This window comes from Pelagimonas phthalicica, assembly GCF_004364805.1.
Classification (GTDB): domain Bacteria; phylum Pseudomonadota; class Alphaproteobacteria; order Rhodobacterales; family Rhodobacteraceae; genus Pelagimonas; species Pelagimonas phthalicica.
Genome location: NZ_SOAP01000006.1, coordinates 1 through 26,796, shown reverse-complemented (window position 1 = coordinate 26,796; position 26,796 = coordinate 1). Strand labels below are relative to the sequence as shown.

The following is a 26,796-nucleotide window of genomic DNA, read 5'->3' as shown; positions in this document are numbered from 1 at the left end:
CCATGGCACCAGTACAACTTGAGGACCCGGCTGTTCGGCGTATTCTTGATGCGGTTCTGCCAACCGAAAACAATCCTAATTTTGTTGTCAGCGAAGGACTGGCAGGGACAGAATCCATTGGCCATATCCGGGCCAGAGAAATCTATCATAGCTTTGCAGATAATTTTGAAATTCCGAATGTCAGTCTATTCCTCGGTAGCTCCGGCCTAGAATTGCTGAAATTCGCCTCCGAGCGGCGCAAGGCTTTTGAGGCAGATCGCTATTCGGCTCTGACTCTTGGGTTCGTCTGGATTTTTGTGGAGATTCAGGCCGGGGCTGGGGCTTTGGCCCACCGGGTTGTCAAAGTGGTTGCTCTTCCGGATGTCGAAGAATCTTTGGCCGAAGAATGGATTCGAGACATGCGGCGGGCCTTACCCGGATTGCCCAGAGCTTTGGGCATGTCGCATGATGAGTTCTACGATCGAATAGACGGTGCCCTATCTGACGAATACCCTTCCATCCTTGGCCGAGGTTTTGATGCCATCCACGAAGGTCTGGCAGAGGCCTTTGACCTGGCGGACAAAACCGCGAAAGAGTTTGCGACCTTTCTGGAAACCAATTCCCGTATGCCCCCCGGCCTTTGGGACCCGCGCCAGCAACCCAAGGATTGGGCGGATTTTCTCGACGGGTTGAAAGCCGAACAGACCCCCATCCTGGATAGAGTCGAAAAAAAAGTAATTGCACTCCAGTCCGGGTTCCTAAAGCGCTTTGCCGGAATGGGCCGCTTTCTCCCCAACCGCCTGCAAGCGATGCTGGGGCGATTGAGCAAGATGTGGAACTGGCTCTTTGGCACGATCCGGGGCTGTATCGACCTGTTGCGCGACATGAAACCCGATCTTGAGGAAACCGGCGCGGCGGTTCTGGGCTTTGTCTCGGGCCTGTGGGATGGGATCATGGATGCCGTGATCGGCTTTCTTGAAATGCTGTCGCTGGGTTTCAAACTGGTCGCGGCGGATTTGCGGCTGAACAAGGATTTCAGCACTGTGTTTCAGACCGTTCTGGAATTCCTCGAAACCACCTTTGACGCGCTGGAAAAGATCGATTTCGACGCGCTTTGGGATTGGGTTCAACGGGCCTGGCCCATCCTGTGGAACGCCGCCTGGACCCGCGCTGAATGGGCTTTTGACAAGGTGATCAGCAACTCGGCCCAGTCGGGATATTACTTTGGCTACATCGTCTATATGGTGATCGAATTCTTCTTGCCGCCGCTCAAGGCGTCGTCTCTGCTGAAAAACGCCCGCCGCCTGGCCAGCATGAAATTCTTTCGCCAGGTGCTGGCCTGATGCCCAGGAAACGCCTTGCCGATGTGCTCAAAAACCGCCCCAAGGGCAGCCCCCTGCCCGATGATCTGGCGAGTCTCTTTGTACTCTGGGCCAAGGCGATTGACGATTTCGCCAAAGATGGCGGGCGGGCGCTGATCAAACAGGGTGATGAGCTGCTCAAAGAGGTGATCGAGGCCACCGATCAAACCCGCTATATCCTGAAACGGTTTTATCAGGCTCTTGAAACCCGCATGGGCAAAGAGGCGGTGAAACTGTTTTCGGACCTGACCCAGGCGCAATGGCGCGAGATCATCCTGCTCTCCATGCGCTATGTGCAGACCTTTATCTGGCCGCGCACCGGACTGTCGCGAAGTGGCGCGATCAATGCGCTCAAGGGGTTCATCAACGAACTGCTTTTCTTTGCCACCAAGACCTATCGCGACGAGGTTGCCACCGCCTTCACCCGGGCGCAGGATCTGGCAGACAAATTGGAGGTCCCTGACGACTTATTCAATCTGCGGCGCTATGACGATGTGATTGCCCGAACCGTGGATGGCGCGGGTAAAGTGTCAAACGAAGCCCTGGGCGATGGCATTTTAGGCTTTGAACATGACGACATCCTCTATGTGCTCACCGTGTTCGAAATGAAATCCCCCAGCAACCGCCGTCATCTGTTGAAAGGGCCGGTGGACACCGCCGAAAAGCTTGCTGCTGTGGAGGAAGATGTGGACGGAGTCGTCAGGCTTTTGACAGCGCGCGAGGGGCAAATCTCTCGTGATGTCGAACGCTTGGCCGAGGCGGATTTGTTTGTCGACGGGGTGGAAATTCTGGAGGGCCGCCTGAAATTCGACCCTGACATCACCCATTTTGTCGGCGTCATGCCCAAGGGGAAAATGCTTATCGATGGGGATGTTGATGCGTTGCAAAAGATCTGGAAGAACTTTCGCCAAGTGGAGCAAACCATCCCCGACGAAGCCATCCGCGTGCTGGCCAAAGAACTCCTGCGCATCCTCAGCGGCAAGTGATCCTAGTCAGCAGGAATTGAAGTCTGCTACTCTAACAAAGACCCACCACACAGGTTCGCGCCCGGCACCGAGGGTGGGCGCGTCTAACCTTGGTGTCTGGGTGGTGGCATCAGGTAACTGTGCATCTTGTTGAAACGTTGAGGCGAATTCGCGCCCGTCGCTTTGCCGAAGGCAAACCTTTGGTTTGACGGGCGGGGTCATGCTGAAAGCATGCCTCTGGCATGAGCGCGAACCGGATCGCATGCGATCCGGGAACTTTAGCGCTATAAAGCGGATTTCGGTTCCATGTGACTAGGCCGCGTCATAAAAACTCACGCCCGCCCTGGTGGGAGGGTCGGGCGTGAAACGGATCGCAAGCGACCCGAGGGACTGCTGTAGCGTTTCGCGAAAACGTTGAATCGCAAATACCTTGCCACGCTTCGCGGTCTCAGGACATTTGCGATCCGTTTGTCTCAATCATGTCTCGAAACGCTTTAAAATCTGTTGAACCTAGGGCCCGGTATTCCAATCCACGGGAATGTCGATGCCCCCCTGTCCAATCCGGTCCTTGTCGGTGCCGGGATAGAGCTCAAACCGCGCCGCATTCACCGCCTGCATCAGCCAGCCCCGCGCCGGGTCATCGCAATCCGCAATGTGATCACTGGCCAGCCGGGCAACCCGTGGCGCCGCCACGCTGGTGCCATTCAGCCGCACATAAGACCCGCAGCGCGACCCAGCACTCAGCACACCCCAGACAACCGGCGACTGGTCCGCCTCGGCCACCGCATCCGGCCCGCTGCGAAACGGCGAGGGTGACATGGGCGTCACCGTCAACGGCCCCGCGGCGGAATAATCCGACACTTCATGCGATTGCCGGGTAAACGCCGCGATCACCATGGGCGAAGACCCATCGGCAAAGCCGCTTAACGTGCCAGAGCGGCGCACCGGGCTGACATCATCCACCGGATCAACCGGCAGCGGCCTGCCAAACGGGCCAAAGCGCTGATAATCCCCGTTATCAAAAAACGATTGCCGACCACCCGGACGGTACCCGGGCAAGGTCTGATCCCGCCGGATCCAGACCTCGACCTGTTGATCGGGATAGATCTCTTTGGGCTTGGCGCGGATCTTCCACCGCCCTGATGGGGCAAGGGCCTGCCCCTGTTTCAGCGACGCAGTAGGTTCAATCGCCAGGGTGATCACCCCGCGCGCAGTTGGTGCCGGTTCAAACGTATACATCAAGGTGGCGACAACCCGCCCCTGACTGTCACACAGCACCTGCTTTTGCCCCTCGCGCGCGTTTACCGTCAGGCTTTCGCCGCCAAAGGGGGGCGTCACGGTCAATGACACATAATCCGGCGGCGTTACCGCCTTGGAATAGGGCATCCAGAATTCCACATGGCTGGCGGTGTTGTCATCCGGCAGCACGCGCAGGAACAGCTCCGCCTCTTCTGGCAGATCCTCACCAAAGCGCAGCACCCCATGCGCCCGCGCCAGATTGCCATTCCCGGCGGGCAGGGTCATCCAGCGTTTCTGCTGGGGATCGGCGCTCAGGAATTGCTCAAACAGGCGCGACACCTCATCGGTACCATCATGCGGGCCCGAGAAATTGCCATAGGAAAAGTTCAGCACAAAGGGCACCGGTTTGCCGGCAACACGATAGCGGGAGGCGCGTTTGCTCAGCATCTGCAGCGCCAGACACAACGAGGGCAGCAGGCTGATACCCGACGTATCCTCGACCACGCGCGGCGGCAGCACCGCACAGATGATCGGGCGCGATGTGACATCGGCGCCTTGGGCATATCCCGCGCTCAGCCCCATCACATGGGTGCCATGGGACCGCCGCAGAGAGACGGGCGAAAACTTGCCCTCTGCCAGCTCGACCTGCCCGGTCTGGCTATAGAACAGATCCTCATCCAAAAGATCCGACCAGGTGAATTCCTTGAGATAGGAATCAATCTGCTTGGCGTTCAGCACCCGGCCCTGCGTGGTCTCTGTGTCGCCCTCTTGCGGCGGCGATGGCAGCACCGCGCAATAGGCGACCCGCGTCGTTTCAGGCCCGGTGCGGAACAGCTCATGCGCGATGCCCAGCCCGTCATCAATCATGCCGGTCAAAACGGTGTCCGGGCCGACCTCTTCAACGGTATCCTCCCCCGGCATCGCGGCAAAGTTCAACCATGCCTCGGGTGTCACCATACCCAGATGCACATTAACAACGCCAAAGCCGTTATCCTTGCGGTTCAACACCGATAGCAGAGGCTTGCGGGCAAAGATTGCCACGAATTGCCGATGTTTCAGCGCCGCCCTGTCGCCCAGATCATAGGCCGCCGGCACAAGCAATTCCTGCGGGAACGCCTGGGCAACCAACTGTTCAAAGGCGGCTATGCTGGTCTCTTCCAGCTCGATCATCGCTGACCACCAGGCCTCGTCTGCCACCGGAAACGTTGTCGAGCTCAGCCGCGTATAGGTCAGCGCGTCAATCGGGGCAGGGCCATTAATCGGCGCGGGTTTCCAATTATAGGACATCTTGCGGCGCTCCTATCGAATGCAGGGATCAAAATCGGCCCATTCCTCTTGCGCCTTGTCCCAAAGCCAGGCCAGCACGTCCGAGCCACCCCGGTCCTCTTCGTGCATCTTGGATTTGGCCCAAACGCCATCCGGCCCTTCGCTGACCGGCTTTTGCTGATCATCCGCCGCCACGTACAGCGCGTGCCAGTCCAGATCGCTCGACGCGCTGTAATTCAGCCCGTTGAATTTGGACGACGACCAGCTGCCCGCCGTGCATTGCCCATAGACAAACTCCGCCAAAGTCAGGCCCAAAACCGCCCCGGCTGAGCTGTCGACCGGGTAATGCACCCCGGCCACGGTCCGGTTGGTGGCGATGCGTGCGGCCAGACGCATCAACATCTCGCCCCAATGCCCGCCGCTTTCATATTGCGGAGCACCAGAATGCAGCATCAGCTTCCAGATCAGCCGCGCCATCATGAACGCCTCGGTCGCGTGGCCGCTGGGCAGAGAGCCATGGGTCGGCGTCTGGATCATCGGCTGCACCTGTGGCGACAGCTCGATCGGGCGCTTCACCGCCAGCGCGTATTTCATCTGTTGTTCGCAATAATTGGTAAAGCGCAGCGCCGTGGCCAACAGTTCCAGCGTATAAGGCGTGCGGGCCGGATCGATGAAGGAAATCGTCTGGTAAAACGGCACCGGTGCGCCGATCTGCGACAGGATCTCGGCCCCCCGGTCCTGACGAATATCCGCATAACCGGTCAAAAACCCGAGTTGCTTTTCAAACAATTCCTGACGCGGGCAGGTCATTTCGACCAATTCGCGGTATTTGAACTTGGGCCGTTCCCCCGCCTGCACCACCTCAAATCCGTCGCGCCGCCACAGGGTTGCGGTGGCGGTTTCCTCGACCGAAACCGTCATCTCAACCTTGGAATTCAGCGCAAAGGAAAAGATCGCCGCCCGCACCTCGCGCGAGAGACGCTTGAGGTTTTGCACATCATCAGGAACACCGGGCCGGGCCGATGGGATATGCTCAAGCGGCGCGCCGACAATCCCGTCACGATTGGTCACAAAAGCCTCGGCCGAGACCGGGGATTCAGGAATGCCATACGCTCCGTAGGCCCCATAAGCCCCATAGGCACCATACGCCCCGGCCCCGCCATAGGCCCCATATGCTCCGTATGCGCCATAGGCTCCATATGCCCCCTGAGGGGTTCCGAAAAATTCTGCGGTCATGAGCAACCTTCCTTCTTGTCAATCAGGAACACCGGCATCGCGCAAAGCCTGCGCAAAGCGGCGTCCGGTTTCAAAGTCAGCGCTTGGCGATGACTTGAGCCAGGAATTGACACGCAATCCCGGCTGTAAACGCATCAAATCCGCGACCGTTTCACGGGCGGCTTCGTATTTGCCCGACTTCTGCTGCGCGACGGCCAGCATGCGCAGAGATGACAGATGCGTGCGGTTCAACCTCAGCGAGGCACGGGCATATTCTTCGGCCTTTTCGAAATTTCCAGGGGTCAACCAGGCCCCTGCCGCCATCGCCAAATAAAAGAACCTGTGCGGGTCCAGCGGTGCCAGGCGCAGGGCGCGTTCCGTGTCTGGAACGCCCTCATCGCCGCGATCCTGAAACGCCAGCAACATGCCACGCAGCGCCCGCGCATTGGCGTCACTCGGGTTGGTTTCCAGCGCCAGATCATAGCGATCCTCGGCATCGTCAAGGCGATGCAACAGGTTGGTCAGCACATGCCCTTCGCAGGCCAGCGCCAGCACGTTTTCCGGATCCATATCCAGGGCCCGCCCCGTACAGCCCAAGGCCGCCTGCGCATCCTCATACGGATCGTCAGACCAGCCTTGCACCACCCGCAACAGATGCCAGCGCGCCGTCCAGGCCAGCGGCACCGGATGGCGGGGCGCGCGATCCTTCAGATGATCCAGCAAGCCACGCGCCTTGGAAAATTCCTGCGGCGACAGGCGATGCATCAACCCGACAGCGGCCAGAATCAGAGTATAAGTCTGCAGGCTTTCCAGCGGCCTGATGCTGGCGCGGCGGATCTCGTTGATCATGATGGCGCGACGGATCTTGGCGACGATCTCATGCGCGGCCTCAAAATCCCCCAACAGATCCGCCATGGCAATTTCAACACGATAAGACCACAGCAAGCGCTGGCTGGTTACATCGGCAAATTCCAGGTTCAGCTGCAGCCGCTCGCCCCGGCGAATGAAAAACCCCGACAGGACAAACTCGGCATTCAGGTATTTCTGAATGTCAGCCAGGTTCTGCGCGCCTTTGGCAAAGGCCGCCGTGGACAGGCGCGAAATCACGTTGATCTCTTCCGCAGCGCTCAGCGTGCCGGAAATCAGATCGGCAAAGACCGTGCCCAATACATCCGGCGCGTCGGATTGGATATTTTGCAAGGGCAGAATCGCGACGCTGGGCAGCATGGGTTGATCCAGCGATACCGGCACAAGCCCGCCCTCAACCCCAAATTCTGACAGGCGATAGGCGCGCGGATTGCTCAATCCTCCCACATGGCCCAGATCTTCGAAAAACAGGCCCGGATGCTGATGGGCCAATTCACGCACGCTGACATCGGCCAGAATGCGACCGGGTTGCGCGGCGGCCAGCAAATCAGGTGTCGCCGCCTGTCCCATGCTCAGAACCACCGCCATTCCTTGCCCATGGGCCAGGGGTTTGGCGGCTGACACGGCCTCGGCGATATCGCCAAACTGCATCTGCCGCCCCGCGCCAAGGGTCAGACCCATCTGCCCGTCAAGGATATGCGCAATAATCGGCCCATCCATTTGCAACGCAAAGGCGTCCACCGGCTCTTGGGACGTTTCGCTCGGCGCAAATACCGGCACAGCCGTCACCGGCGGCGCGATCACCTCGCCATGCAGGACAAAGCCGCGCTTGGGGATGGTCTTGAGCACCTTGCGCTCCTTATCCCCCAGAGCGCGGCGCAGATCAGAAATGCATTGCGTCAGGCTGTCATCGGTCACGGCCAGATTGGGCCAGACATGGTTGACCAATTCCTCGCGCGTCACCACGCGCCCCAGCCTTTTGGTGAGATATCGCAACACCTTGGAGGATTGCGCGCGCAGATAGACCGGCGTGTTATCCTGCGCAATCAACTGATCATGCACGGGGACGTAAAACGTCTCCCCGAGGGCAATACGCTCAGTTGGTTCTTCATCGGCCTCCACGCAGAACATTCCCCCCGGACCTGCGGCCTCGCTCTTACCCCTAAGATTGAACAAAGGGGGAAAACGTTCAACAAAAAAGTTAACGCCACGTCGCGACCGGGCGGGCATGGCCGCTTGGGCCATAACGCCCGGATCGCTTGGAGGCGGCGAATATGGGGTCAAAGCGGCTGTCATAGCGGGTCTTCCTGTAGGAAAACCGCCGGTGAACTGGCGCGCAGGCAGGTCAGTTTGGGCAAGACAACCGTCTGCCCCGTGCGCACCGATTGCGCTGTGATCACCAGATTGCGCGCACCTGTCAGGAAATGCGGCGGCAGAAACGGCAGCTGCACCTGAATGCCCATGACATGCGGCGTGCCAAAGGCGGTGGCAATCAGCATGCCCTCTTCGCCCAGCCGAAACTCGGCCACATCAATATTGGCCGCCGGTTCAGCGGCCCGACCAACGATATTGGTCAGCTGCTCCAGTTCAACAAAAAGCGATGAGCACAGAAACGGTGCCGGGCCATAAACGCCCGGAATGCGGTGATTGCGCGAGATGCCAAAGGTCGGATGCGGGGCAACTTGCGTGCAATACATCCAATGGGTCTGCACCTGCTTGCCGTCCTCATCCTGACCAACCGCAATATAGGTGGCCCCAATCCTGAGCTCGCTGGTCAGCCGGGCATCCTCGATCTCCAAGGCCTCATAGGCCATGCCCTGAACATTGCCCGAGGTATAAAGCGCCGCCATCGCCGTCACGCAGGGAAACACCTCAAGCGACACCGAGCTGAAAAAGGGAAAGACCTGGATATCAGTCATTCTAGCGATACTCGGCTCCATTCTATCCAACGATCCACACTGCCTCAGGGAAAACGCCGCACGCGAAACCAACCTCTGACAAATCCGGCAAGCTATTGATTTCAGGGCCAAAGGATTTGCTCATTTGACCTTGGGGGCGATTGGCAACGAAGTCCTGAATTCTTTCTGAAATCTTTCTTAAATTCGCCCGATCCCCGTTCCGAAACGCCTTCGGAACAGTTTCGGAACAGTTTCGCGCGGCTTTCAGGACCCGGCGGGCGGTTTGGCCAAGACTGAGGGTGCAGCAAGCGTTTCGCACTGCACCAAAACGCCCGGGCTGAGCCGGGCAAACCTGACTGACAAGGAGAAACCAAATGGCTGATTTTCACAGCTTTGACGACAAGCATATCGAAGCCGCATTGGAGGCCGCACGCGGTCACTATGATGACAAGATCCAGGCCACGGCCATCAACTCGGCCGAAGACGGCCATTTGGCCATGGCGGCGGGCTGTATTTCCGTCACCGTGGAAAATGGCAAGGTCTGCCTGAACCTGCCGTTGGGCTTTGGCAAATACTGCTTCCCGATCCCCAGCATCATTCCAAACGGCACCGCAGCCGAAGCCTGTCTGCATATCTGCACCACCTGGGGCATCCCCACCGGTGTACGCGTCACCATCAGCGTGGCGGGCAAGGTCATCGTGTCGAAATCCTTCGGCAAGTGCTGATCACATAAACCAAATCTGATCCGGTCAGCCCCCACCCTATCGGGTCAGATGACTGTCTTCCCTATCCCAGAGCCCTCGGGCTCACCTCCGGTATTGGTCACTGGCCAATACCGGACCCTTTTCAGGAGAGAACTCATGAATATGTATGCCGTCCCCGAAGTCGCTGCAGGCCCCAATCAGCAATATTGGGATCTGGGCTTGAAATGCTTTACCCAGAACGACAATGCCCAAACCGCGCTGAAAACCATCTGGCGCCGTCTGCCGCCTCCTGGTGATCTCAACCTTTTGGCCGCCATTGTTGGCAACCTCTATGGCGATACCTTCTGGAGCGATCAAAAGCTGCAAATGGATGCTGATCTGCTGGCCACCTATATGAACGCCGCCACCGGTATCAACCATTCCGACTGCCTCAAGGCCGCCAACTCCGCCTATCGCCTGTGGTATGGGCTGCTGGTGCGCTGCAACACCTCCAATGACGGGCTTATCCCGAAAACCGGCTCTTATACCGCCAGCCCCGATGTGCTGCTGAACGGTGTCACCACGCTTGACCCCTATGACATGATCACCAAATGGGATCAGACCACCTGGGGCCCGGCGCCAGGGCTCAAGAACAACACCTATGGGCGCGGTCAGAACAAAAACCTTCAGGTGCCGATCAAACAGGGGGAGATCAAGATCTACTACACCTCCAACGGCTTCAACCAACCGCCCAGTTCCTGGACGCAGCTTTTCACCTATGACGGCACCAAGCAGACCGCCGATCTGGTGAATATCAACAACCAAAAGGTCATCCGCCCCGGCGAACGTTCGGCCTGTGACACCTCCTTTGGCTTTGAACCTACCGGTGCCGGGCATTACTGCCTGATCGTCTGCGCCCAGACCGAGTATTTCACCAATGACCCGGCCTCGATCAGCGGCGTGCAGTGGAATAACAGCAGCTCCACCCACTGGATCACCTATAACGGCGCGGCGGGCTGGCATAATGTCAATGTCTCGATGACGGGCGAAGAGCCTCTGGTCTTCTACAACAACGATGACATCCCGGCCAAATTCCGCTTTGTCGCCCGCACCCGCAATGTGCCAGCCGGCTCTGAAATCGCCATGCGCGTTGCCGATCTGGACTTTGCCCATGTGGCCAAAGTCACCGCAGATGATCAGGAATTTGTCGGCGAGGTCGAAGTGCCCGCCAACTATGAGGGCACGCTGGACGTGAACTTCCCGGTTCTGCCGGACAACGCGTCGATCTCATATTCGCTGGTGTGGGTCGTTGACTCCGGCAACCCGGCCAAAGCTGGCCTGACCCGCCTGCTACAGGATGGCTATGCCACCGAAGACGGTGACGAGACGCTGGTTGTGTTGGGTGACACCCACTTTGTCGGCGCGCAAAGCTAGGCACTTGGAATTGAAATCCACGACGTAGATCATTCGTCACCACACAGGTTCGCGCCCGGCACCGAGGGTGGGCGCGTCTAATCTTGGCAAACGAGTTGTGGCATCAAATAACCGTACAACTTGTTGAAACGTTGAGACGAATTCGCGCCCGCCCTGGGGGCGGGGTCGGGCGCGAACCGGATCACAAGCGATCCGGGGGTATGAACTCTATGGCAAGAATTTCAGTTCCGAGTGATTAGGATCAGGTTGAGTTGACTGGTCGCCACTGGTTCGCCTGACTTAAGCTCTGATTAGGCAAGGCCCGCAGGACCATTCCGGTCTCGCGGGCCTTGTTCTGTCACGCCCCTTCGCGCAGGGGGGTCTGCCCCCTGCCCCGCGTCAGGGTCCAGATACACAGAACCGACAGCAGCACCAAAACCGCGACAGAGCCCAGCACAACTGCCCCGTCACGCCCCGCCAATGCCGCCACCAGCGCCACACCACCCAGCCGGGCCAGCGTGATGTCCAGACTGCTCGCCAAACTGCGCAGACCCTCCGGCGCATGTTTCAGCACCAGCTGGGTCGAGGGCGCATTGCTACAGGCAAAGCCAACCCCGATGGCAATCGCCGCCGCGAGGAAACCGGCACTGCTCGGCAGGTGAACCAGCAAGGCCACGCCAAGCAACAGGCAAATCGGCGCTGCAACACTGATCGGACCAATCCACTTTCCATCCACCGCATTGCTCAGCATCGTGCTGGCCATGGCGAAACTCAGCCACAAAGCACACAGAACCACCCCGGCAAACCCGGCTGTCGCCCCGGCATCATCCAAAGCCAGCGGCAGATGGAACAGAAAGAAGGTGATGCAGCCATAGGTGCAAAAGATATAGGTATAAACCTGCATCAAGCTGCGCGAGGCCAGCAGCCTTGCAAAGGCCCTTAGATCGGGACGGCTGCCCGGTGCCTTGGCCCCTGCCCCCGCTGAAACCGTCAGCGAAACGGCAAAAGCCAGCAAAGCCATGACAGCCAGCGCCACAAAAACCAGTTTCCAGCCCAGCCCGGCAATAACCTGCGCCCCTAAAAGCGGGACAAGCGCGACGACATAGCCCGCAATGCTGCCCCAGATCATCAGAATCTTACCGGGTTTTTCTGACCTCGCCGAGGTCAGCAAGATCGGCACCAGCGGCGAAAACAGCCCCCCGCCAATCCCCTGCAACACGCGCCCCAAAAGAAAGGTTTCAAACTGCCCGGACAGGGCGACAATCACGCCCCCCAGCGCAAACAGGCTGACCCCCGCCGCAAAGACCTGCCGCACCCCCAACCGATCGCCCAACCAGCCGCCAACCAGCACAGCCAGGGCGACGGCAATGGAATAGGCGTTATAGACCCAGGGCAATTGTGCCTCGGTCAGCTGCAGATCTTCCCTGAGGGCGATCAACACCATAGGCACCAACACAATTTCCAGCGCAAAGGTGACGCCCGCCACAATGGGGGCCATAATATCGCCCCTGTAAAATTCTGAATTTACTGACATATTTACTCCAATCCAACTGGCAAACTCCGTGGCCAACCCGGGTTGACGTTCTGGCCACGGTTCAGATTTCAGGCGACAACGGCCACAGGGCCGCCAAGCTCTCCGCGCATGGGCAGGCGACGCTCGCAGGACAGGGCTTTGGGCGGGGTGGCAAGGAATTGCACCATATCCTCCCGGCTCATCCAGACCAGAACTTCCTCGGCCGTCACCTCGTCATTCGGGCCGCGCCAAACTCCGGGTTCGCAATGGGTGTAGCCATAGCGCACCGGCGCGCCTTTTTCGGCCAGCACCGTTTCCACCAGACCAAAAACGAAATCCGGCGACCAGATATTGAGCGCGATTTCAAACACCACCCGCGACAGCAGCGCCGTCATCCCCTGACTGCGATAGCCATCCTTGCCGCCCTTCAACCAGAACTCGCCGTGATAACACACCTGCCCATGGATGCGATCCAGTGCGGGCAAGGCCGAATACCGGGTTTTGTTCATGTCGGGGGTCGAGTTTGGGGTGATGTATTTGTGGCGATGCACAAACAGATGCTCGCCCAACGTCTCGGTCCCCAGATCCAGCCGCCGGATCGCCTGCGTATGGACAAGCTCGCCCTTGGCATCATAGCCACAGACCCAAAACGCATTGCTTTTGTCGACATAGGAACAGGCGACATCAAACATTGGATAAATCCCCGAGCGATCCGCCTGCCCATTGCGCAGATCACGAAAGACCGAGAAATCATCCCCGATCTCCAGGCGCATCCCGACCTCACCCAGCTCATTGGTGATATTGGCGACATTGACGATCATCGAATACAGGTTACGTGCAGACATTGGTTTTCCTTTCTTGAGGGGGTTAACAACCACAGCAAGAAAACAACCAAACGCAACTCAACGCACCCTTCTTTGCACAGACCTAAGTCAAACTTAGGTCTCATCATCCATGATCATCTCCTTGGGCATGGGCTCCCGTTCAAACTCAAACGCGCCCAAATCCACCTGATCCGTGATCACCGCCAGCACCGCCAAGGCGGGCGTGCCATCGGGAAACACGCAGCCCATCAGCAGCCGCTGGAAACTGACCGGCGCGATCTGATCCTCTGACCCGCGCGGCAAATGCGCATAGAGATGATCCAGCCGCACGCCACCATGGGCATGAATTTCCGCATAGGCATCAGCAATGAACCCGTTGAAATCATCCCCGACCTTGTCATCCTCTGACAGCCGCCCAATCGCGCTTTTGGACCAGGCCCAGCCGAACCAGCGCGCATAGGCCGATTTCTCGCCGACCTCGACACAGATCCACCCGGTTTCAATCCGCCGATACAGCAGCAGATAGGGGCGGATCGTCGCCATGGCCGGGTGTTCAATATGCGTCTGCCCCTGCCCCCAAGAAGCCAGCCCCGCCTGCATCAGCGGCAGTCCCGAGGCGGCGATTTTGTTGATCGGGTGCTGGTGCGACACATAAAGCCGCCCGCACTCGGTTTGCACCCGCACCGCATCCAGCCCACCAACATTGCGCCGGATCACCCCCTGATCCCGTGACCAGACCTTGATATCGCGCAGGATCTTTTTCGCACTGCCCAGCTTGGTCGTGCCAAACTGGGTCAAGGCATAGCCGCCCGGCCCGACATCAAACAGCATCTCACCCTTGATCGTTTCCAGATCCTTGATGTGGCGGCGGATGGTTTGACGGGTGACCCCCAGCTCCTCAGAGGTGCGGGTCAGGTTCTGACTTTCGGACAAAGACACAAAGGCGCGCAGCATATCGACCGTCGCAATCTCAGCTTCCCGTTTTACTCGCACTGCCGCCCTCCCTTAGTGGGTGATAAATCATCCAGCTGATGGACAAGTTATCCTCAAAACCTTACCAAAAATAGACAATTTTCAAAGTGTCTCCACCTGAATAAAGACAACTCTTGCGGGAATGTAAATCCCGCGCCCCCTGTCAATCCCTGTATCGATTACGGCGGGGCATCAGTGAGTATCAAAGGTTCATGAATGGCGCTTGCGCACGATAATATCGACGAAAAACTGGGACGAACGTTGCAAAAGCTGCGTGAAGCCTCGGGCATGTCGCAAACCGCTCTGGCCATCGCCACCGGTCTGCACCCGCAACAGATTCGAAATTTCGAACGCGGCACCGAACAAATTTCGGCGAGCGACCTTTGCAAGCTTAGCGAACTCTTTGGCATTCCGCCCAGTGATTTTCTAAAGGGTCAGGATTAAGCCCCCTGCCCTACCCCGCTATCACCGCCCCAATATGAGCCACCATGAAATCCATGAACAGCCGCGCCTTGGGGTCCTGGCCGCGGCGATGGGTGTAAAGACAGGCCATCTGGATCGGCTCTGGCGGCGTCTCTTGCGCCACGGCGACCAAAGCCCCGGATGCCAGATGATCCGCCACCTCAAAGACCGGCTTTAGCGCTATCCCCTGCCCGGCCAAGGCCCAATCCGTCAACACATCCCCGTCATCAGATTCATAACGCCCCGCCACGCGGAACCGTTTCACCCCCTGCCCCGTCATCAACGGCCATTGGAACTCTGTTGCGCCGGGAAAACGCAGGTTCAGGCAGTCATGCCCATCGTCCACCAGATCCTCGCCGCCTTTGGGCATCCCACGCCGCGCCACATAATCCGGGGCCGCGCAAAGCACGCGCTCCACATCGGCAATCTTGCGCATCCGCAGCGTGCTATCCGCGGGCTGGCCCAGGAAAAACGCCAGATCCAGCCCCTCGGTGGTCAGATCCACTTTGCGATCGGTCAGGCGCAGGCGCAGGCTGATATCCGGGTAGCGCTCCAGAAACTCCGGCACTTTCGGCGCGATCAACCGCCGCCCCACCCCAAGCGGAGCCGCCACATAAAGCGTGCCCTTGGGGTTGTCGGTGAAATTGACAATCTGCGCCTCGGCCGCCTCCACCGCCTCCAGGATCTCGCTCGCCCCTTGGTAAAACGTCTTGCCCTGTTCCGTCGGGGTCAGGCTGCGCGTGGTGCGCTGGAACAACCGAACGCCCAAATGATCCTCAAGCTGTGAAATTCTGGACGATGTCACAGCAGGCGACACCCGCAAATCCCGTCCAGCCGCCGACATGCTGCCCAGCTCATAGACACGGACAAAGGTACGGATATTATCGAAATAGGACATTCTTCGGATTTTTTTGATGCTGCTAGGGGTTTAACTGCAATAGCAGAAGAAAAACGCCACGACTAGACTGCGCCAAAACCGACCGCCGCACCGATATAGGAGAGCCCGCATGTATGATTTCGCCATCCTCTGGGATTGGATCGCCTTTTCCATCCGTTGGCTGCATGTGATTTGCGCCATGGCTTGGATCGGGGCTTCGTTCTTTTTCATCGCCCTCGATCTGGGGCTGAAACAGGCACCAAATATGCCCAAAGGCGCGCATGGCGAGGAATGGCAGGTTCATGGCGGCGGGTTTTATCACATCCAGAAATATCTGGTCGCGCCGGAAAACATGCCCGAACATCTGATCTGGCACAAATGGCAAAGCTATATCACATGGGTCAGCGGCGCTGCCCTTTTGATGGTGGTCTATTGGGTTGGGGGTGAGCTGTTCCTGCTCGATCCCAGCAAGGCGGATTTAACCCTTTGGCAAGGGATTTTGATTTCGGGCGGTTCGTTAACCCTAGGTTGGCTGGCTTATGATTTCCTCTGCAAATCTCCGCTGGGGGAAAAGCCGACGCTGTTGATGCTGCTGCTCTTTGTCATTCTGGTGGTGATGAGCTGGGGCTATAACCAGATCTTTACCGGCCGCGCGGCGCTGCTGCATCTGGGGGCGTTTACGGCGACAATCATGACCGGCAACGTGTTCTTTCAGATCATGCCAAACCAGCGGGTGGTTGTGGCTGACTTGATTGCGGGGCGCACACCCGACGCAAAATACGGCAAGATCGCCAAGCTGCGCTCGACCCATAACAACTATCTGACCTTGCCGGTCGTGTTTCTGATGCTGGCCAATCATTACCCGCTGGCCTTTGCCACGGAATACAGCTGGATCATTGCCTGCCTGGTCTTCCTGACTGGCGTGACCATCCGGCATTATTTCAACACCATGCATGCAACAGGCGCGGGGCCAAATTGGACCTGGCCGGTGACCGTGGTGATCATGCTGGTGATCGCCTGGCTCTCGACCTATCCCGGCGGCGACACCTATGAGGAATCTGAGGCCCGCGCGCTGAGCGTGTTGGAACAAAGCTACGCCGCCGCACCGGGATTTGAGGATGCCTATGACGCGGTGATCAGCAACTGCTCCATGTGCCATTCCCGCGAACCCGCTTGGGATGGAATGCACTGGGCCCCCAAAGGCGTGGTGCTGGAAACCGAGGCCGATGTTTTGCGTCATGCGGATCAGATTTACCTCCAGGCCGGGCTGAGCCACGCCATGCCGCCCCCCAGCGCGGTTGAAATGGACATGCAGCAACGTCTTAATATTGTCTCATGGTACCATGCGGCGCGTGACGGGGGAGAGGGTTAAAAAGTTGACAGCTGTCAACTTTCTGACCGTTTGAGCCGTTTCACCCATTTTCCGTTCCTCAAAACCCGATCCCTGCAAAAAGTTGACAGCTGTCAACTTTCTGACCGTTTGAGCCGTTTCACCCATTTTCCGTTCCTCAAAACCCGATCCCTGCAAAAAGTTGACAGCTGTCAACTTTCTGACCGTTTGAGCCGTTTCACCCATTTTCCGTTCCTCAAAACCCGATCCCTGCAAAAAGTTGACAGCTGTCAACTTTTAAGACGTCTCACGATTCAGCAATGACATGATCATCGGCCCGGGTGAGAATTTGCCCAGCTGCGCCTTGGCCGTCAGGCTGCGCAAATATCCTCCGGGATTGCGGATCTCATCCACCCGCTGCAACATCCCAGCCACGACCGACGCCGCGCATTCCGAGCCCATGGCCGCCCGCGCTTCATCCAGTGCTGATCGGCTGATACCCATCATGCCCGACACGACCTGCGTGGTCTTACACAGATCCCGCCAATCGCGAATGGGGTCTTTGGCATAAGGAATGACATCCGGGCAAGCTTTGAGAACCAAAGCCAAAGGAACGCGGATCGAAGCAGGGGAATGCTGAATTTCGCTCTCATCCTTTACAACTTCATTACCTGAACGCTCGCTCGCCCCATCGCTTGTTTCCAAGCAATGCTCAGATACAAGAGTATCCTGTTTTGAATTCTGAAACTGGCGCTCAGAATTGACGTCATTGCCGCTCATATCCTCTGTTTCAGACACAAGCCCGAGCACCTTGATCAGCAGATTATCCACATCAGTATGCAACTCTTCCCAGCTCGCAAAATCCAGTTTTCGACGCGAGTTGCGGTGTAACAGAGCCAGTTGATCCAGGATCTCCTCCCAATTGCCGGGCAACCCCTCAGCCACGCCATATTCCGCCAGCTTATAAGCATCGCGCTTTTTCAGCATCACGGTTTCGCGCAGAGATTTCAGCCGCGCGGCGGCGTCCTCGGCGGCCTGCGCAGCCTCGGCAATCTCACGCGCGCGCAAGAGCAGGGGGCGCAGGTCAAAGCCGAAGGCCTGGGTGATCTCGCCGCCGCGATCCCGGCGAGCGTAACGCTTGCCGTTAGGGCTGTCCTGCCGTGTGATCAGACCGGACCGCACCAAGGCAGCGAGGTGCCGGCGCAGGGTGCTTTCGGCCATGCCATAGGCACGCTCTGAGAGGGCACGATTGGAAGGAAAAACAGTCAGCGTTTCACCAGAATCCAGAGACTGTTCCGGCAGAAAACTGAGCAAAGCGTTCAAAACCCCCAGCTCGCGATCCGTCACACCAAAGGCCAGACGCCCGGTGCAAAGTTGACGAAAGAGTTGCCATTTATCCACCCGTGGAACCGGGGCAGGCGCGCGTGCGGCGCGGGCATTTTCCAGCAGGCCAGCCGTCACCGGCCGCTGCCCGAAAGGCGTCGTTGCATGATAGGTCATTTATTTTCACAAAGCGCAAAAATCTGGTCGCCCAAGGGCGTTCGGCAGTTGACAGCCGGACAGTGAAAGACCTAGATTCGTAATTGTCTAGAGAACGAACGGGCCTTCTGGGATTTGCTTCCTGGGGGGCTCTTTCTTTTTACGCGGGCTGTGCCTCCTTTTTTTATGCTCTTGGGCCATTATTGACCCGCCTCATCATCGCTCTGGCTGATCCAGTCGCGATAGATCTCTTCGAGGTTCTCCACCAACCAATCGCCAAACTTGCCCTCGCCGGTGCGGGGCACGGTCAGCACGACCTCGGATTCCTTTTGCAGCGCCTTGGCAATTTCAAAGCCGTTGCTGCTGGTGATATGCGTTGTGCGGCCACGCGGGGCAGGGGGCTTGGCCGGTTTTGGGCCATCGCCGACACCACACATTTTCAACGCCATTTCAAACTTTTCCGCCGAGCTCTGACCTCCGGCCAAAAGCTCGACCTCATTAGCGAGCCGGTCAGAGGTTAGAAAGCGTTCCTCCATTTCATCCGCAAGAACCGCCCAACGATCGCGTCCGATACCAGGGGCTGATCCGATCGTGCGCACAAGGGGGATTCCGATCCTATCAACAATGGAAAACATACGTGAAATCAATGTCTTATCTATAGACAGAGCGTCGCAGATCACCTTGCGTTTATACCCGGCCTCGCGCATCTGATGGGCGAAATGACACTTTTCGATAAAGGTCAGGTCGCGCCGGGCGGAGTTTTCCTGACCCTGCGCCATGACCAGCGCGTCATCATCCAGCTCGCGCACCAGCGCCTTGACCGGGATACCAAGATCACGCAGCGCCAGAACCCGGCGACGGCCATAGACGATCTGATAGGAATGTTTGCCATCGGAATGCGGGCGGACCAGAACCGGGACCTGTTGGCCATATTCCTGGATCGAGGCCATCAGGGCCTGATGTTCGGCCTCGTCATGCTCCAGACGATCGGACAGACCACCATTGGTGATCTCAAACGGATCAATCTCAAGCACTGAGCGGCTTTTGAGTTGCGCAATGGACTGGCTGACCGCCCCAATCGCTCCGGTAGACCGACGCGGGCGGGCCGGATCGATCTGATCGCCGCCTTTGGCAGAGTTAGAGACTGTTTTGGCCTTGGCATCTGGGGTAGGGGAGGGGGCCTTGGACTCATCCTTGGCTGGGCTTTCTTCGCCCATCAATCCCTGAAGCAGGTTCTTGCGTGCCATATCAGCGCCCCCATGCCTGTTGCATAAGATCAGTGATTTCGCCATTCACCGCATTGATCGATTCTATAGCCCGTTCATAGGTGGACCGGGTAAAGGCGGTTTTTTCGACCTCATAAAGTGTCTGTTTGGTGATCCCCGCATCAGATATGGCGGTGGATTTCAGCACCGTGTTATTCAGCACATGTTCGCCAAACATCGAGCGCATGAAAGACACCATCTGGTTCTGCGGGCCATCACCGGGCTCGTAGCGCGTCACCACATAGCGCAGCCAATCATAAGACATGTCGCCCCCGGCCTCGGCCACGACTCCGAGCAGGTTGGATGTCATGAGCAGGAACTGGCACATGGACATCACATCAAGCATTTGGGGATGAACAGTGACTAATACGGCAGTGGCAGCAGACAAAGCCGACATGGTGAGAAAGCCCAGCTGCGGCGGACAATCCATGACCACCACATCATAATCGGCCTCGGCCGAGGCCAAGGCTTCGCCCACGCGGGTAAAGAACAGCGACCCCTCGCGGTCGACCAGAGCACGCGGGGTTTCGTGTTCAAATTCCATCAGGTCGAGATTGCCAGGGACAATGTCGAGATTGGTGAAATAGGTCTTGTGAATGATGTCGCGCAGCGGCACCGGGTCGTCATAGCGGATCGCATCATACAGCGTGCCGCCGTCCAGCAGATCAAATTCCGGCTGAAACCCGTGCAGGGCCGAGAAACTGGCCTGCGGGTCAAGGTCAATCGCCAACACGCGATAACCATCCAGCGCCATTTTCTGCGCCAGATGGGCGGAGGTGGTGGTTTTGCCCGACCCGCCCTTGAAGTTGATGACGGTGATCACCTGAAGCTTATCCCCCTCGCGGCGCCCGGGCAGATAGGTGCCGGGGGATTTTGCGCCTTGTTCGAGAAGGGTGCGCAGGGCCTGAATGTCTTGCGGGCTGTAATAGCGCCGCCCGCCAGCGCGGATTTCCGGCTGCGGGCCGCGCCCCTCAAGATGGAGCTTGCGCAGATAGGCATCCTTGACCCCCAAAAGGGTCGCAACCTCACCGGAGGTGAAGGTGCGCAGGGTGCGTTGCGCATTGGGGGGGAAGAGCTGGGCGCGATGCGCCTGCAGCCGTTCGGAAAGTTTTTGTGCATGATCCCCCACAAGGGTATCAATGCGAAGGGTTGTATCCTTCATCTGGCCACCGCCTTGCCTCTGTTTATGGCCCCGTTTTCGGGGTCTTTATCTTGGTGTTTTGCGCGATCTGGCCGGGCCTGACCACTGCAAAGTTACGCTCTAGGGCGTTTTATTCACTTTTCTCCGTAAATAAGTCGCGCAAAATTGCGATTCTGGCAAGAGGTTTTCCACAGCTTGTGGATGACTTGGCCTATAGCACAAGAGCCGATAGGGTGTTTTGGCGGGAAAAGGGGGCCGGGATGAAGCTGGGATTGCTGATTGCGATACATATCAGTCTCTATACCGGCTTGTTTTGGCTGTTCCCCTATCACGAGCTGGGTTTTGCGCTGGGAATTGGGAGCGTGATGATCTGGATCAGCGTCTGGGACATGCTGACATTTGAGATCCCTGATAGTGCGACGGCCATGTTGGCGCTGCTGGCGGCGGCCTGGCTTTGGTTCGCGCGGCCCGTGATGATCTGGGACCATATCGCCGGGGGCGTGATCTGGCCGCTGCTGTTCTGGGGCATCGCGGCGCTGTTTGAACGGGCGCGCGGTGAGGTGGGCCTGGGCTTTGGTGATGTGAAACTGATGCTGCCGATAGGCCTGCTATGTGGCGCTTTGGCGAGCGTGCATGTGGTGCTGATCGCCTCGCTGGCCGGGGTGCTGTTGATGGGGGTCAACGGGGTTTTGCGCCGTGATAGGGTCGAAAACCAGGCTTTGGCGTTGGGGCCGTTTCTGGTTGCCTCGGGCTGGGCGGTCTGGCTGGCACTGGGGTAGAACCGGGGTAAATGCGGTGCGGGGCTTGCGCGGCGGGCGGGTTTGCGCTTTGGTCAGCGCGAATAAAGGACCGATTTTATGATGATGACTTCTCGCCAGATTGTTGACCGACAAAAACGCCGCGGGGCGACCATTCTGGAGGTGCTGGTGGTGCTGGCGATCATCGCCATGATTGCTGCCGTGGTGGGGCCGCGTCTGGTGGGGTATCTCGGCAAGGCGAAATCGGAAACCGCCGCGCTGCAGATCGAGCAGATCGGCAATGCTTTGCAGTTGTTTTACATCGATACGGGCCGCTATCCGTCGCGCGAAGAGGGGCTGGCGGTGCTGTTCACCGCGCCTGCGGCCAGCCCGGACTGGTCTGGCCCCTATCTGGAGGCCGAAGAGGCGCTGAGCGATCCTTGGGGACGGGCCTATTTGTACGAACCACCCACTGACAACGGCAATTTCAAGGTCGAAAGCCTGGGGCGCGACGGGGTGCGTGGCGGTAGTGGCGAGGATGCGGATCTGAGCTGACCCTGGGGGAGTGCAAGCGAATGATTGGCTATGTGACCGTCGGAGTGGATGATCTGGGGGCCGCCAAGCGGTTTTATAACGCCTTCCTTCCCGCGCTTGGCTACGGATTCAGCGAAGGGCCCGAGGGGCTGAGCTTTGCCCTGCCCGTGGCCGAGGGCGAGCGCCCCATTTCGCCAGATTTCTACGTGAAACCGCCCTTTGACGGGCAAAGGGCGTCGAACGGGAATGGCACCATGGTGGCCTTTGAGGCCCAAAGCCAGCAGCAGGTGCGCGATTTATATGCCACCGCGCTGAAGGCCGGTGGCAAAGACGAAGGCGCGCCGGGATTTCGCGCCGATTACGGCGCGTATTTCTACGTCGCCTATCTGCGCGACCCGCAGGGCAACAAGATCGCACTGTATTCCAGTGACCCGAACGAACCGGGGCGGGAAGGATAACTAAAAGCATTGATGCACCGGATTGCTTGCAATCCGGTTCGCGCCCGACCCCGCCCCCCAGGGCGGGCGCGAATGATGCCACATCTCGTTTCCTTGTAACGTTTTAAGTGTTTTGTGTGGTTCAGAAGCCGAGCAAGGCCCACCCACGGGCTCGGGCGCGAACCTCTGTTCCGTTCGAATTCCAGTTTAGCCATTACGGCTGCACCCCCAAACGCAGGCGGACCACGAAATCCGGCCAGTCCGGGGTGCTGCCGGGGGCGGCGGTGATGCGGATGGCTTGGGGGAGGTTGGGGTCTGAGGTCGGCCAGGTGCTTTGCCAAGCCGGGGGCGAGGCGGCAGTGTTGTAATAGGCAAAGCGCAAATCAGTCACTGTTTCGGCCAAAATACGGGTTTCGCTGCGCATCACCGCGCCAAGATCGCTGAATTGATCGACCTGCATCACCAGGGTTTCGCCGTCTCGACGCACCGCAACACGCAGCCCGGCCGCGTCAGGCGCAAGGCCGGAGGTGGCCAGCGAAGTAAAGCGGAACCTCTCGGGCTGTCCGGAAAATCCGGTCTCAAAGGGCAACATCAAAAAGGGCACGGCGGCCTTGTGCAGATAGCTGCGCAGATGCAGGCGAGCGGTGATGGGCGTGCTGGCACTGTCCAGTTCTTGGCTGCGATCATAGACCCGCAGGGACAGGCCGAGACTGGAGGCAATCGCCGCCGAAATCGCCGCAAGCAGAGCCAAGGACAAGAGCAGCTCAAAAAGGCTGAGACCGGCGCGGGAACGGCGGGGCAGGGGGGCAGACTGCGGGTGAGAGCGGCGAAAGATCATTGCAACACCCCACCCCGCGCCACATCCCGGCTGCCCCCGGCCAAGACCCGGCCGCGATCATCAAAAACAGTCACTGTGACACGCAAAAACCCCGAAATCTCGGGATGGCCGGTGATGTCCTGGCTGATGGTCCAATCCCGATAAGCGAAATGAGAGGCGCGCGGCTGCGGGGCCTCGTCCAAGCCGATCAGGTCCAAAAGGGAATGGGTGTAATCCTGTGCCAGGACCGCCTCGGAGCTGCGACTGAACCGTTTCAAGAGCTGGGATTGCCCCGGCAAGAGCACCGCCAGAACCGCCGCCAAAAGCGCAAAGGCCAGCAGGGTTTCAAACAGGGAATACCCGGCGCGGCGGGATTTGGGCGGGGAGCGGCGGATCATGGGTGATCCTCGTCCCTGTTCAGCTTTCCTGTGACGGGGTCGAGATGCAAAATCAGGCTCTGTTCCAGCTCAAACAGGCAAAACGGCCCGCCTTGGACGGTGCCATCGGGGTAGAGCGTCACACTGGGCGCGATGGCGTCACAGGCGGCCTCGGACAGGGTGAGGACCTGCAGGATGTTTTGATCAATGGCGCGCAGGCGGGCCTCGGAGATTTGGGTTTGCAGCTCGGCGGCGGCGCGGTGCAGGCGCACGCTTGGCGAGGGGCCACGCAGACCGGCAATGGCGACGGCGGTGATGAGGGACAGCAGCGCGAGGGATAAGAGCGCCTCGAACAGGGTGAGGCCGGCGCGGGAGCGGCGCGGCGCGGGCTTAGAGCGCAATGTCATTGAGATCCATGATCGCGGCAATGGTCGACAGGATCACAGCGCCAACGCTAAAGCCGATCAGCAGGGTCAGAACCGGGGTCAGCATCTGGATCAGCTGCGCTAAGGTGCGGCTGGTGCGGTCGCTGAGATCCGCGGTGGCGGTGTCGAGCACCTGGGGCAGGCGGTCTGCCTCTTCGCCCGCCTGCAAGAGCGTGGCAGTCATTTGGTCGATCAAGGGATTGCCAAGCAAGGTTTGCGACAGAGTGCCGCCGGAGGTGATCCGCTCGCTCGCTTGGGCGAGGAGGGCGGTATAGGCCGGGTTGAGGCTGGATTGCTCGGCGGTGGTCAGGGCCTGGCTGAGCGTCGCGCCCGAGCCCAGCATGAGCGAGAGCGATTGGCAGATGTCCAGCGTCGCGCGTTGGCGCAGAAAGGGGCCGATCACCGGCAGGCGCGTGGCCAGCGCTGCCAATCCCCGTTGCATGTGTGTGCGCAGGGCGAAGCCTAGCACAAGCAAAGCGGCGAAAAGGCCTAACAGCAGCGGCCAGGCGTCTAGAACCGTTTGGCGAAAGCCCGACATCAGTTGCAGGGGCAAGGGCAGGGGGGCCTGTGCGCTGCGAAAGACCGGTTCGAGGGTTGGGACAAGGTAAAAGACGATCAGGCCAAGCACGAGGGCAGACATGACCAGCAGGATGGCCGGATAGATCAGGGCGCTGCGCAGCTCGCGTCGCATGCGGGCCTGGCTGGCCAGCATGGCGGCGATGCGGGCGCTGACCTCAGCCAGGGTGTTGGAGCTTTCGCCGACCCCGACCAGCGTTTGCAGGCGCGGGGGGAAAGCCGGGTCAATCTCGGCCATGGCGGCCTGCAGGCTGGCACCGTTTTCGATAGAGTCGCCAAGGCGGGACAGGGCGCGGCGTGTGGCCGGATCCTGCGCCTGTTCGGCGCTGTATTTCAAGGCATTGACCAGCGGAAAGCTGGAGGAGAGCAGGGCGGAAAACCCGTTGAAAAAGCGTTCGATCGCGGCAGGTTTCAGCGCGCCGGACGTGCCCGACAGGGAAAACTCGCGCTGATACCAGGGCAGCGCAGAGCCCCCCGCCGAAACCTGCACCGGAGTCAGCCCCTTGGCCGCCAAACTGTCCAGCGCCTCAAGCTCACTGGCCGAGGTCAGCTCTCCGTGGATGATCTTGCCGGAGGGGTCATAGGCGCTGTAGGCAAAGCGGGGCATGTCATTTCACAAATTCGGGTCGACGCATAGAGTGGCCTGCGGGGGCGGGGGCGTCAATGATTTGTGCGGCAACACTGGGTTTCCGGGCGCTGCTTGCCCGGCCTGATGGCCGGTCTCACCTGCAACATCGGTGCAAAAAACAAAAGGCAGGGGCCGGGGGCCACCTGCCTTTCTTTGCGACACCTCAGGAGACGGGACGAGGGAGGTCGCAAAGCTCAGTGTTTGTCGAGGAAGGCGCGCAGCTCCTGGCCGGTTTCCTTGGGGCGGTCGAGCATGGGCAGGTGCCCACAGCCGGACGGTGTAATCAGGGTGTTATCGGGCAGGGCCGCATCCAGAACTGCGGCGCCGGTGGGGTGAAAGATGCGATCATCGCGGCACCAGATCACCAGCGACGGCACGGTCAGCTGCGGGGCGATTTGATCGGTGGGGGTGATCAGAGAGGCATTCACCCGGTCCCAGATCATCTGGTTGCTATCGGCGCGGGTGATCTCGGCCTCGCGCCATTCGCGCGCCAGAGGGCGGGGCAGGAAGGGCTCTTTGGGAAAGAGCCAGGCCATGCGGTCTTGGTACTGGGTCGCCGTGCGCACAACCAGGGGCGCGGTGCCCTCGGCAATGACGCGCTCCATATCCGACGGGGTGGGGGCGGTGACGCCAACCGGGCTGCCGATATAGGAAATCGTCTTGATCTGATCGGGGCGCGCGGCGGCCATCATGGTCGCGATCTGCGACCCCATGGAATTGCCGACAAGGTGAAAGTCCTTGATCCCCAGCGCATCCAGAGTGGCAAAGACATTGGCGACCTGCCGGTCATAGGCGTATTCGGCCCCGTCCAGCACCGGATTATCGCCAAAACCGGGCAGATCGAGCATGACAAGATCATAGCCCGACACTTGGCGCGACATGTCGAGCCAGTGTTCCTTGCGGGCAAAGATGCCATGCAGCAAAACGACCGTCTCGCCGGACCCGCCGCGCAGATAACCAACCGGACCGATGGGAGTCTCGACCTGTTGCGGGCTCATCCCGGTAAAGAGATGCAGGCCGGACAGGATCACTTTGGCAGCTTTGGAGGGCCAGATCTCGGACGCGGCAAACAGGCCCGCCAACAGGATCACCACACTTAGGACAATGCGCTTCATACTCTCTCCTCACAAAGTGAACCGAACAGTTCAGAAGCCTTGTAAACCGATTGGTTCAGTTTTGGGAAGAGGGTTTTTGCGATTAGGTGGATTTTGGGGGAGTTCAGAGACTGTGGGCTGTTTGAGCCTTGTGGGGTTTCGTCCTTGTTGCTTGTTGGCTTTGCTTTTGCTGAAATTGGCGCAGTTAAGTACTGTTAGAGACGGAGAGCGAATGTCGGCTGTGCGGACAAAGCTGCCGTTGACCCATTGTCCTTTGGTCGCTATCAGGATGACCATGATTGCTTGAGCCTCTCCCACACAACCATTCTTTGGTTCTGAATTCGCGTCTAAATTTGAGGCGCGCAATATGCTCATGTAAAAGAGAGAATTCATGATTAGCTACATCACTATCGGGTCAAATG

General features: G+C 59.0%; 27 protein-coding genes. 9 read left to right on the top strand and 18 right to left on the bottom strand.

Features of this window, described 5'->3' with window-relative positions:
- Window positions 1-2 precede the first annotated feature (2 nt).
- Together CLV87_RS22635 and CLV87_RS22630 are read left to right on the top strand one after the other, a co-directional pair.
- Window positions 3-1,322, top strand: a complete 1,320-nt coding sequence (locus CLV87_RS22635; protein WP_099249590.1) for a hypothetical protein — start codon at window positions 3-5, stop codon at window positions 1,320-1,322.
- Window positions 1,322-2,326 (top strand): hypothetical protein, encoded by a 1,005-nt coding sequence (locus tag CLV87_RS22630; protein ID WP_099249588.1) that lies wholly within the window; start codon window positions 1,322-1,324, stop codon window positions 2,324-2,326. The genes CLV87_RS22635 and CLV87_RS22630 overlap by 1 nt, the downstream gene beginning before the upstream one ends.
- Before the next feature lie 489 nt (window positions 2,327-2,815).
- Here the strand turns inward: CLV87_RS22630 and CLV87_RS22625 are convergent, their stop codons facing one another.
- Genes CLV87_RS22625 through CLV87_RS22610 form a run of 4 tightly spaced genes read right to left on the bottom strand, consistent with a single transcriptional unit; the run spans window position 2,816 to window position 8,811 of the window.
- A complete protein-coding gene (locus tag CLV87_RS22625; protein ID WP_099249586.1) occupies window positions 2,816-4,831 on the bottom strand; it encodes a S8 family serine peptidase in 2,016 nt (671 codons plus the stop codon).
- Window positions 4,832-4,843: 12 nt separating this feature from the next.
- Complete coding sequence (locus tag CLV87_RS22620) at window positions 4,844-6,046, bottom strand: phosphatase PAP2 family protein (protein WP_099249584.1); 1,203 nt, start codon at window positions 6,044-6,046, stop codon at window positions 4,844-4,846.
- Between the two features lie 18 nt (window positions 6,047-6,064).
- Window positions 6,065-8,188 (bottom strand): winged helix-turn-helix domain-containing tetratricopeptide repeat protein, encoded by a 2,124-nt coding sequence (locus CLV87_RS22615; RefSeq protein ID WP_099249582.1) that lies wholly within the window; start codon window positions 8,186-8,188, stop codon window positions 6,065-6,067.
- On the bottom strand, window positions 8,185-8,811 hold the full coding sequence (locus tag CLV87_RS22610; RefSeq protein ID WP_099249580.1) for a hypothetical protein: 627 nt from the start codon (window positions 8,809-8,811) through the stop codon (window positions 8,185-8,187). Before CLV87_RS22610 ends, CLV87_RS22615 begins: the two co-directional genes overlap by 4 nt.
- A gap of 353 nt (window positions 8,812-9,164) precedes the next feature.
- Here CLV87_RS22610 and CLV87_RS22605 point away from each other — a divergent pair, with 353 nt between their 5' ends.
- Both CLV87_RS22605 and CLV87_RS22600 read left to right on the top strand, forming a co-directional pair.
- Window positions 9,165-9,515, top strand: coding sequence for a hypothetical protein (locus CLV87_RS22605; protein ID WP_099249578.1), 351 nt, complete (start codon window positions 9,165-9,167; stop codon window positions 9,513-9,515).
- 135 nt (window positions 9,516-9,650) lie between these two features.
- Entirely contained in the window at window positions 9,651-10,907 is a 1,257-nt protein-coding gene (locus CLV87_RS22600) for a hypothetical protein (RefSeq protein WP_133840888.1), read from the top strand.
- A gap of 337 nt (window positions 10,908-11,244) precedes the next feature.
- Here the strand turns inward: CLV87_RS22600 and CLV87_RS22595 are convergent, their stop codons facing one another.
- From CLV87_RS22595 to CLV87_RS22585, 3 genes are all read right to left on the bottom strand, one after another.
- Window positions 11,245-12,384, bottom strand: a complete 1,140-nt coding sequence (locus CLV87_RS22595) for an MFS transporter (protein ID WP_166652830.1) — start codon at window positions 12,382-12,384, stop codon at window positions 11,245-11,247.
- A gap of 104 nt (window positions 12,385-12,488) precedes the next feature.
- Entirely contained in the window at window positions 12,489-13,244 is a 756-nt protein-coding gene (locus CLV87_RS22590) for a hypothetical protein (protein ID WP_133840887.1), read from the bottom strand.
- 93 nt (window positions 13,245-13,337) lie between these two features.
- Window positions 13,338-14,216, bottom strand: a complete 879-nt coding sequence (locus CLV87_RS22585; protein ID WP_133840886.1) for a helix-turn-helix domain-containing protein — start codon at window positions 14,214-14,216, stop codon at window positions 13,338-13,340.
- 195 nt (window positions 14,217-14,411) lie between these two features.
- Here CLV87_RS22585 and CLV87_RS22580 point away from each other — a divergent pair, with 195 nt between their 5' ends.
- On the top strand, window positions 14,412-14,639 hold the full coding sequence (locus tag CLV87_RS22580; RefSeq protein WP_099249568.1) for a helix-turn-helix domain-containing protein: 228 nt from the start codon (window positions 14,412-14,414) through the stop codon (window positions 14,637-14,639).
- Window positions 14,640-14,649: 10 nt separating this feature from the next.
- On the opposite strand, the gene CLV87_RS22575 is transcribed toward CLV87_RS22580, so the two are convergent.
- Window positions 14,650-15,555: a LysR family transcriptional regulator gene (locus CLV87_RS22575; protein WP_099249566.1), complete on the bottom strand. Its 906-nt coding sequence runs from the start codon at window positions 15,553-15,555 to the stop codon at window positions 14,650-14,652.
- A gap of 109 nt (window positions 15,556-15,664) precedes the next feature.
- Between CLV87_RS22575 and CLV87_RS22570 the strand changes: the two genes are divergently transcribed.
- Complete coding sequence (locus tag CLV87_RS22570; protein WP_099249564.1) at window positions 15,665-16,906, top strand: urate hydroxylase PuuD; 1,242 nt, start codon at window positions 15,665-15,667, stop codon at window positions 16,904-16,906.
- Here the strand turns inward: CLV87_RS22570 and CLV87_RS22565 are convergent.
- From CLV87_RS22565 to repA, 4 genes are all read right to left on the bottom strand, one after another.
- Window positions 16,868-17,110 carry a hypothetical protein gene (locus CLV87_RS22565; protein ID WP_133840885.1) on the bottom strand — a complete coding sequence of 81 codons (243 nt, stop codon included), beginning with the start codon at window positions 17,108-17,110 and terminating at the stop codon, window positions 16,868-16,870. The two genes, CLV87_RS22570 and CLV87_RS22565, sit on opposite strands and share 39 nt — an antisense overlap.
- 51 nt (window positions 17,111-17,161) lie before the next feature.
- The gene (gene repC / locus CLV87_RS22560; protein ID WP_099249562.1) at window positions 17,162-18,364 is read right to left on the bottom strand and encodes a plasmid replication protein RepC; all 1,203 of its coding nucleotides are present in this window, start codon (window positions 18,362-18,364) and stop codon (window positions 17,162-17,164) included.
- Window positions 18,365-18,543: 179 nt separating this feature from the next.
- Window positions 18,544-19,590 (bottom strand): plasmid partitioning protein RepB, encoded by a 1,047-nt coding sequence (gene repB, locus CLV87_RS22555; RefSeq protein ID WP_099249560.1) that lies wholly within the window; start codon window positions 19,588-19,590, stop codon window positions 18,544-18,546.
- 1 nt (window position 19,591) lies between these two features.
- Window positions 19,592-20,770 carry a plasmid partitioning protein RepA gene (repA, locus tag CLV87_RS22550; protein ID WP_099249558.1) on the bottom strand — a complete coding sequence of 393 codons (1,179 nt, stop codon included), beginning with the start codon at window positions 20,768-20,770 and terminating at the stop codon, window positions 19,592-19,594.
- A 239-nt stretch (window positions 20,771-21,009) separates the two neighbouring features.
- Here repA and CLV87_RS22545 point away from each other — a divergent pair, with 239 nt between their 5' ends.
- From CLV87_RS22545 to CLV87_RS22535, 3 genes are all read left to right on the top strand, one after another.
- The gene (locus CLV87_RS22545; RefSeq protein ID WP_099249556.1) at window positions 21,010-21,528 is read left to right on the top strand and encodes a prepilin peptidase; all 519 of its coding nucleotides are present in this window, start codon (window positions 21,010-21,012) and stop codon (window positions 21,526-21,528) included.
- Window positions 21,529-21,606: 78 nt separating this feature from the next.
- The gene (gspG, locus tag CLV87_RS22540; RefSeq protein WP_099249554.1) at window positions 21,607-22,041 is read left to right on the top strand and encodes a type II secretion system major pseudopilin GspG; all 435 of its coding nucleotides are present in this window, start codon (window positions 21,607-21,609) and stop codon (window positions 22,039-22,041) included.
- Window positions 22,042-22,061: 20 nt separating this feature from the next.
- Entirely contained in the window at window positions 22,062-22,478 is a 417-nt protein-coding gene (locus tag CLV87_RS22535) for a VOC family protein (protein ID WP_099249552.1), read from the top strand.
- Window positions 22,479-22,671: 193 nt separating this feature from the next.
- On the opposite strand, the gene CLV87_RS22530 is transcribed toward CLV87_RS22535, so the two are convergent.
- The 6 genes from CLV87_RS22530 to CLV87_RS22505 all read right to left on the bottom strand — a co-directional run bounded on the left by CLV87_RS22530 (window position 22,672) and on the right by CLV87_RS22505 (window position 26,767).
- Window positions 22,672-23,295 (bottom strand): type II secretion system protein GspJ, encoded by a 624-nt coding sequence (locus CLV87_RS22530; protein WP_099249550.1) that lies wholly within the window; start codon window positions 23,293-23,295, stop codon window positions 22,672-22,674.
- A complete protein-coding gene (locus tag CLV87_RS22525) occupies window positions 23,292-23,672 on the bottom strand; it encodes a hypothetical protein (RefSeq protein WP_099249548.1) in 381 nt (126 codons plus the stop codon). The genes CLV87_RS22530 and CLV87_RS22525 overlap by 4 nt, the downstream gene beginning before the upstream one ends.
- Window positions 23,669-24,058: a pilus assembly FimT family protein gene (locus CLV87_RS22520; protein WP_099249546.1), complete on the bottom strand. Its 390-nt coding sequence runs from the start codon at window positions 24,056-24,058 to the stop codon at window positions 23,669-23,671. Before CLV87_RS22520 ends, CLV87_RS22525 begins: the two co-directional genes overlap by 4 nt.
- Complete coding sequence (locus tag CLV87_RS22515; RefSeq protein ID WP_099249544.1) at window positions 24,042-25,259, bottom strand: type II secretion system F family protein; 1,218 nt, start codon at window positions 25,257-25,259, stop codon at window positions 24,042-24,044. The genes CLV87_RS22520 and CLV87_RS22515 overlap by 17 nt, the downstream gene beginning before the upstream one ends.
- Window positions 25,260-25,474: 215 nt before the next feature.
- Window positions 25,475-26,395: an alpha/beta fold hydrolase gene (locus CLV87_RS22510; protein WP_099249542.1), complete on the bottom strand. Its 921-nt coding sequence runs from the start codon at window positions 26,393-26,395 to the stop codon at window positions 25,475-25,477.
- Between the two features lie 30 nt (window positions 26,396-26,425).
- Window positions 26,426-26,767, bottom strand: coding sequence for a hypothetical protein (locus CLV87_RS22505; protein ID WP_133840884.1), 342 nt, complete (start codon window positions 26,765-26,767; stop codon window positions 26,426-26,428).
- Window positions 26,768-26,796: the final 29 nt, after the last annotated feature.

What these genes read in the sequence shown, in the direction of transcription:
- CLV87_RS22635 (WP_099249590.1), top strand. Translation starts at nt 3, where the DNA reads ATGGCACCAGTACAACTTGAGGACCCGGCTGTTCGGCGTATTCTTGAT.
- CLV87_RS22630 (WP_099249588.1), top strand. Translation starts at nt 1,322, where the DNA reads ATGCCCAGGAAACGCCTTGCCGATGTGCTCAAAAACCGCCCCAAGGGC.
- CLV87_RS22625 (WP_099249586.1), bottom strand. Translation starts at nt 4,831, where the DNA reads ATGTCCTATAATTGGAAACCCGCGCCGATTAATGGCCCTGCCCCGATT.
- CLV87_RS22620 (WP_099249584.1), bottom strand. Translation starts at nt 6,046, where the DNA reads ATGACCGCAGAATTTTTCGGAACCCCTCAGGGGGCATATGGAGCCTAT.
- CLV87_RS22615 (WP_099249582.1), bottom strand. Translation starts at nt 8,188, where the DNA reads ATGACAGCCGCTTTGACCCCATATTCGCCGCCTCCAAGCGATCCGGGC.
- CLV87_RS22610 (WP_099249580.1), bottom strand. Translation starts at nt 8,811, where the DNA reads ATGACTGATATCCAGGTCTTTCCCTTTTTCAGCTCGGTGTCGCTTGAG.
- CLV87_RS22605 (WP_099249578.1), top strand. Translation starts at nt 9,165, where the DNA reads ATGGCTGATTTTCACAGCTTTGACGACAAGCATATCGAAGCCGCATTG.
- CLV87_RS22600 (WP_133840888.1), top strand. Translation starts at nt 9,651, where the DNA reads ATGAATATGTATGCCGTCCCCGAAGTCGCTGCAGGCCCCAATCAGCAA.
- CLV87_RS22595 (WP_166652830.1), bottom strand. Translation starts at nt 12,384, where the DNA reads ATGGCCCCCATTGTGGCGGGCGTCACCTTTGCGCTGGAAATTGTGTTG.
- CLV87_RS22590 (WP_133840887.1), bottom strand. Translation starts at nt 13,244, where the DNA reads ATGTCTGCACGTAACCTGTATTCGATGATCGTCAATGTCGCCAATATC.
- CLV87_RS22580 (WP_099249568.1), top strand. Translation starts at nt 14,412, where the DNA reads ATGGCGCTTGCGCACGATAATATCGACGAAAAACTGGGACGAACGTTG.
- CLV87_RS22575 (WP_099249566.1), bottom strand. Translation starts at nt 15,555, where the DNA reads ATGTCCTATTTCGATAATATCCGTACCTTTGTCCGTGTCTATGAGCTG.
- CLV87_RS22570 (WP_099249564.1), top strand. Translation starts at nt 15,665, where the DNA reads ATGTATGATTTCGCCATCCTCTGGGATTGGATCGCCTTTTCCATCCGT.
- CLV87_RS22565 (WP_133840885.1), bottom strand. Translation starts at nt 17,110, where the DNA reads ATGGGTGAAACGGCTCAAACGGTCAGAAAGTTGACAGCTGTCAACTTT.
- repC (WP_099249562.1), bottom strand. Translation starts at nt 18,364, where the DNA reads ATGACCTATCATGCAACGACGCCTTTCGGGCAGCGGCCGGTGACGGCT.
- repB (WP_099249560.1), bottom strand. Translation starts at nt 19,590, where the DNA reads ATGGCACGCAAGAACCTGCTTCAGGGATTGATGGGCGAAGAAAGCCCA.
- repA (WP_099249558.1), bottom strand. Translation starts at nt 20,770, where the DNA reads ATGAAGGATACAACCCTTCGCATTGATACCCTTGTGGGGGATCATGCA.
- CLV87_RS22545 (WP_099249556.1), top strand. Translation starts at nt 21,010, where the DNA reads ATGAAGCTGGGATTGCTGATTGCGATACATATCAGTCTCTATACCGGC.
- gspG (WP_099249554.1), top strand. Translation starts at nt 21,607, where the DNA reads ATGATGATGACTTCTCGCCAGATTGTTGACCGACAAAAACGCCGCGGG.
- CLV87_RS22535 (WP_099249552.1), top strand. Translation starts at nt 22,062, where the DNA reads ATGATTGGCTATGTGACCGTCGGAGTGGATGATCTGGGGGCCGCCAAG.
- CLV87_RS22530 (WP_099249550.1), bottom strand. Translation starts at nt 23,295, where the DNA reads ATGATCTTTCGCCGCTCTCACCCGCAGTCTGCCCCCCTGCCCCGCCGT.
- CLV87_RS22525 (WP_099249548.1), bottom strand. Translation starts at nt 23,672, where the DNA reads ATGATCCGCCGCTCCCCGCCCAAATCCCGCCGCGCCGGGTATTCCCTG.
- CLV87_RS22520 (WP_099249546.1), bottom strand. Translation starts at nt 24,058, where the DNA reads ATGACATTGCGCTCTAAGCCCGCGCCGCGCCGCTCCCGCGCCGGCCTC.
- CLV87_RS22515 (WP_099249544.1), bottom strand. Translation starts at nt 25,259, where the DNA reads ATGCCCCGCTTTGCCTACAGCGCCTATGACCCCTCCGGCAAGATCATC.
- CLV87_RS22510 (WP_099249542.1), bottom strand. Translation starts at nt 26,395, where the DNA reads ATGAAGCGCATTGTCCTAAGTGTGGTGATCCTGTTGGCGGGCCTGTTT.
- CLV87_RS22505 (WP_133840884.1), bottom strand. Translation starts at nt 26,767, where the DNA reads ATGAATTCTCTCTTTTACATGAGCATATTGCGCGCCTCAAATTTAGAC.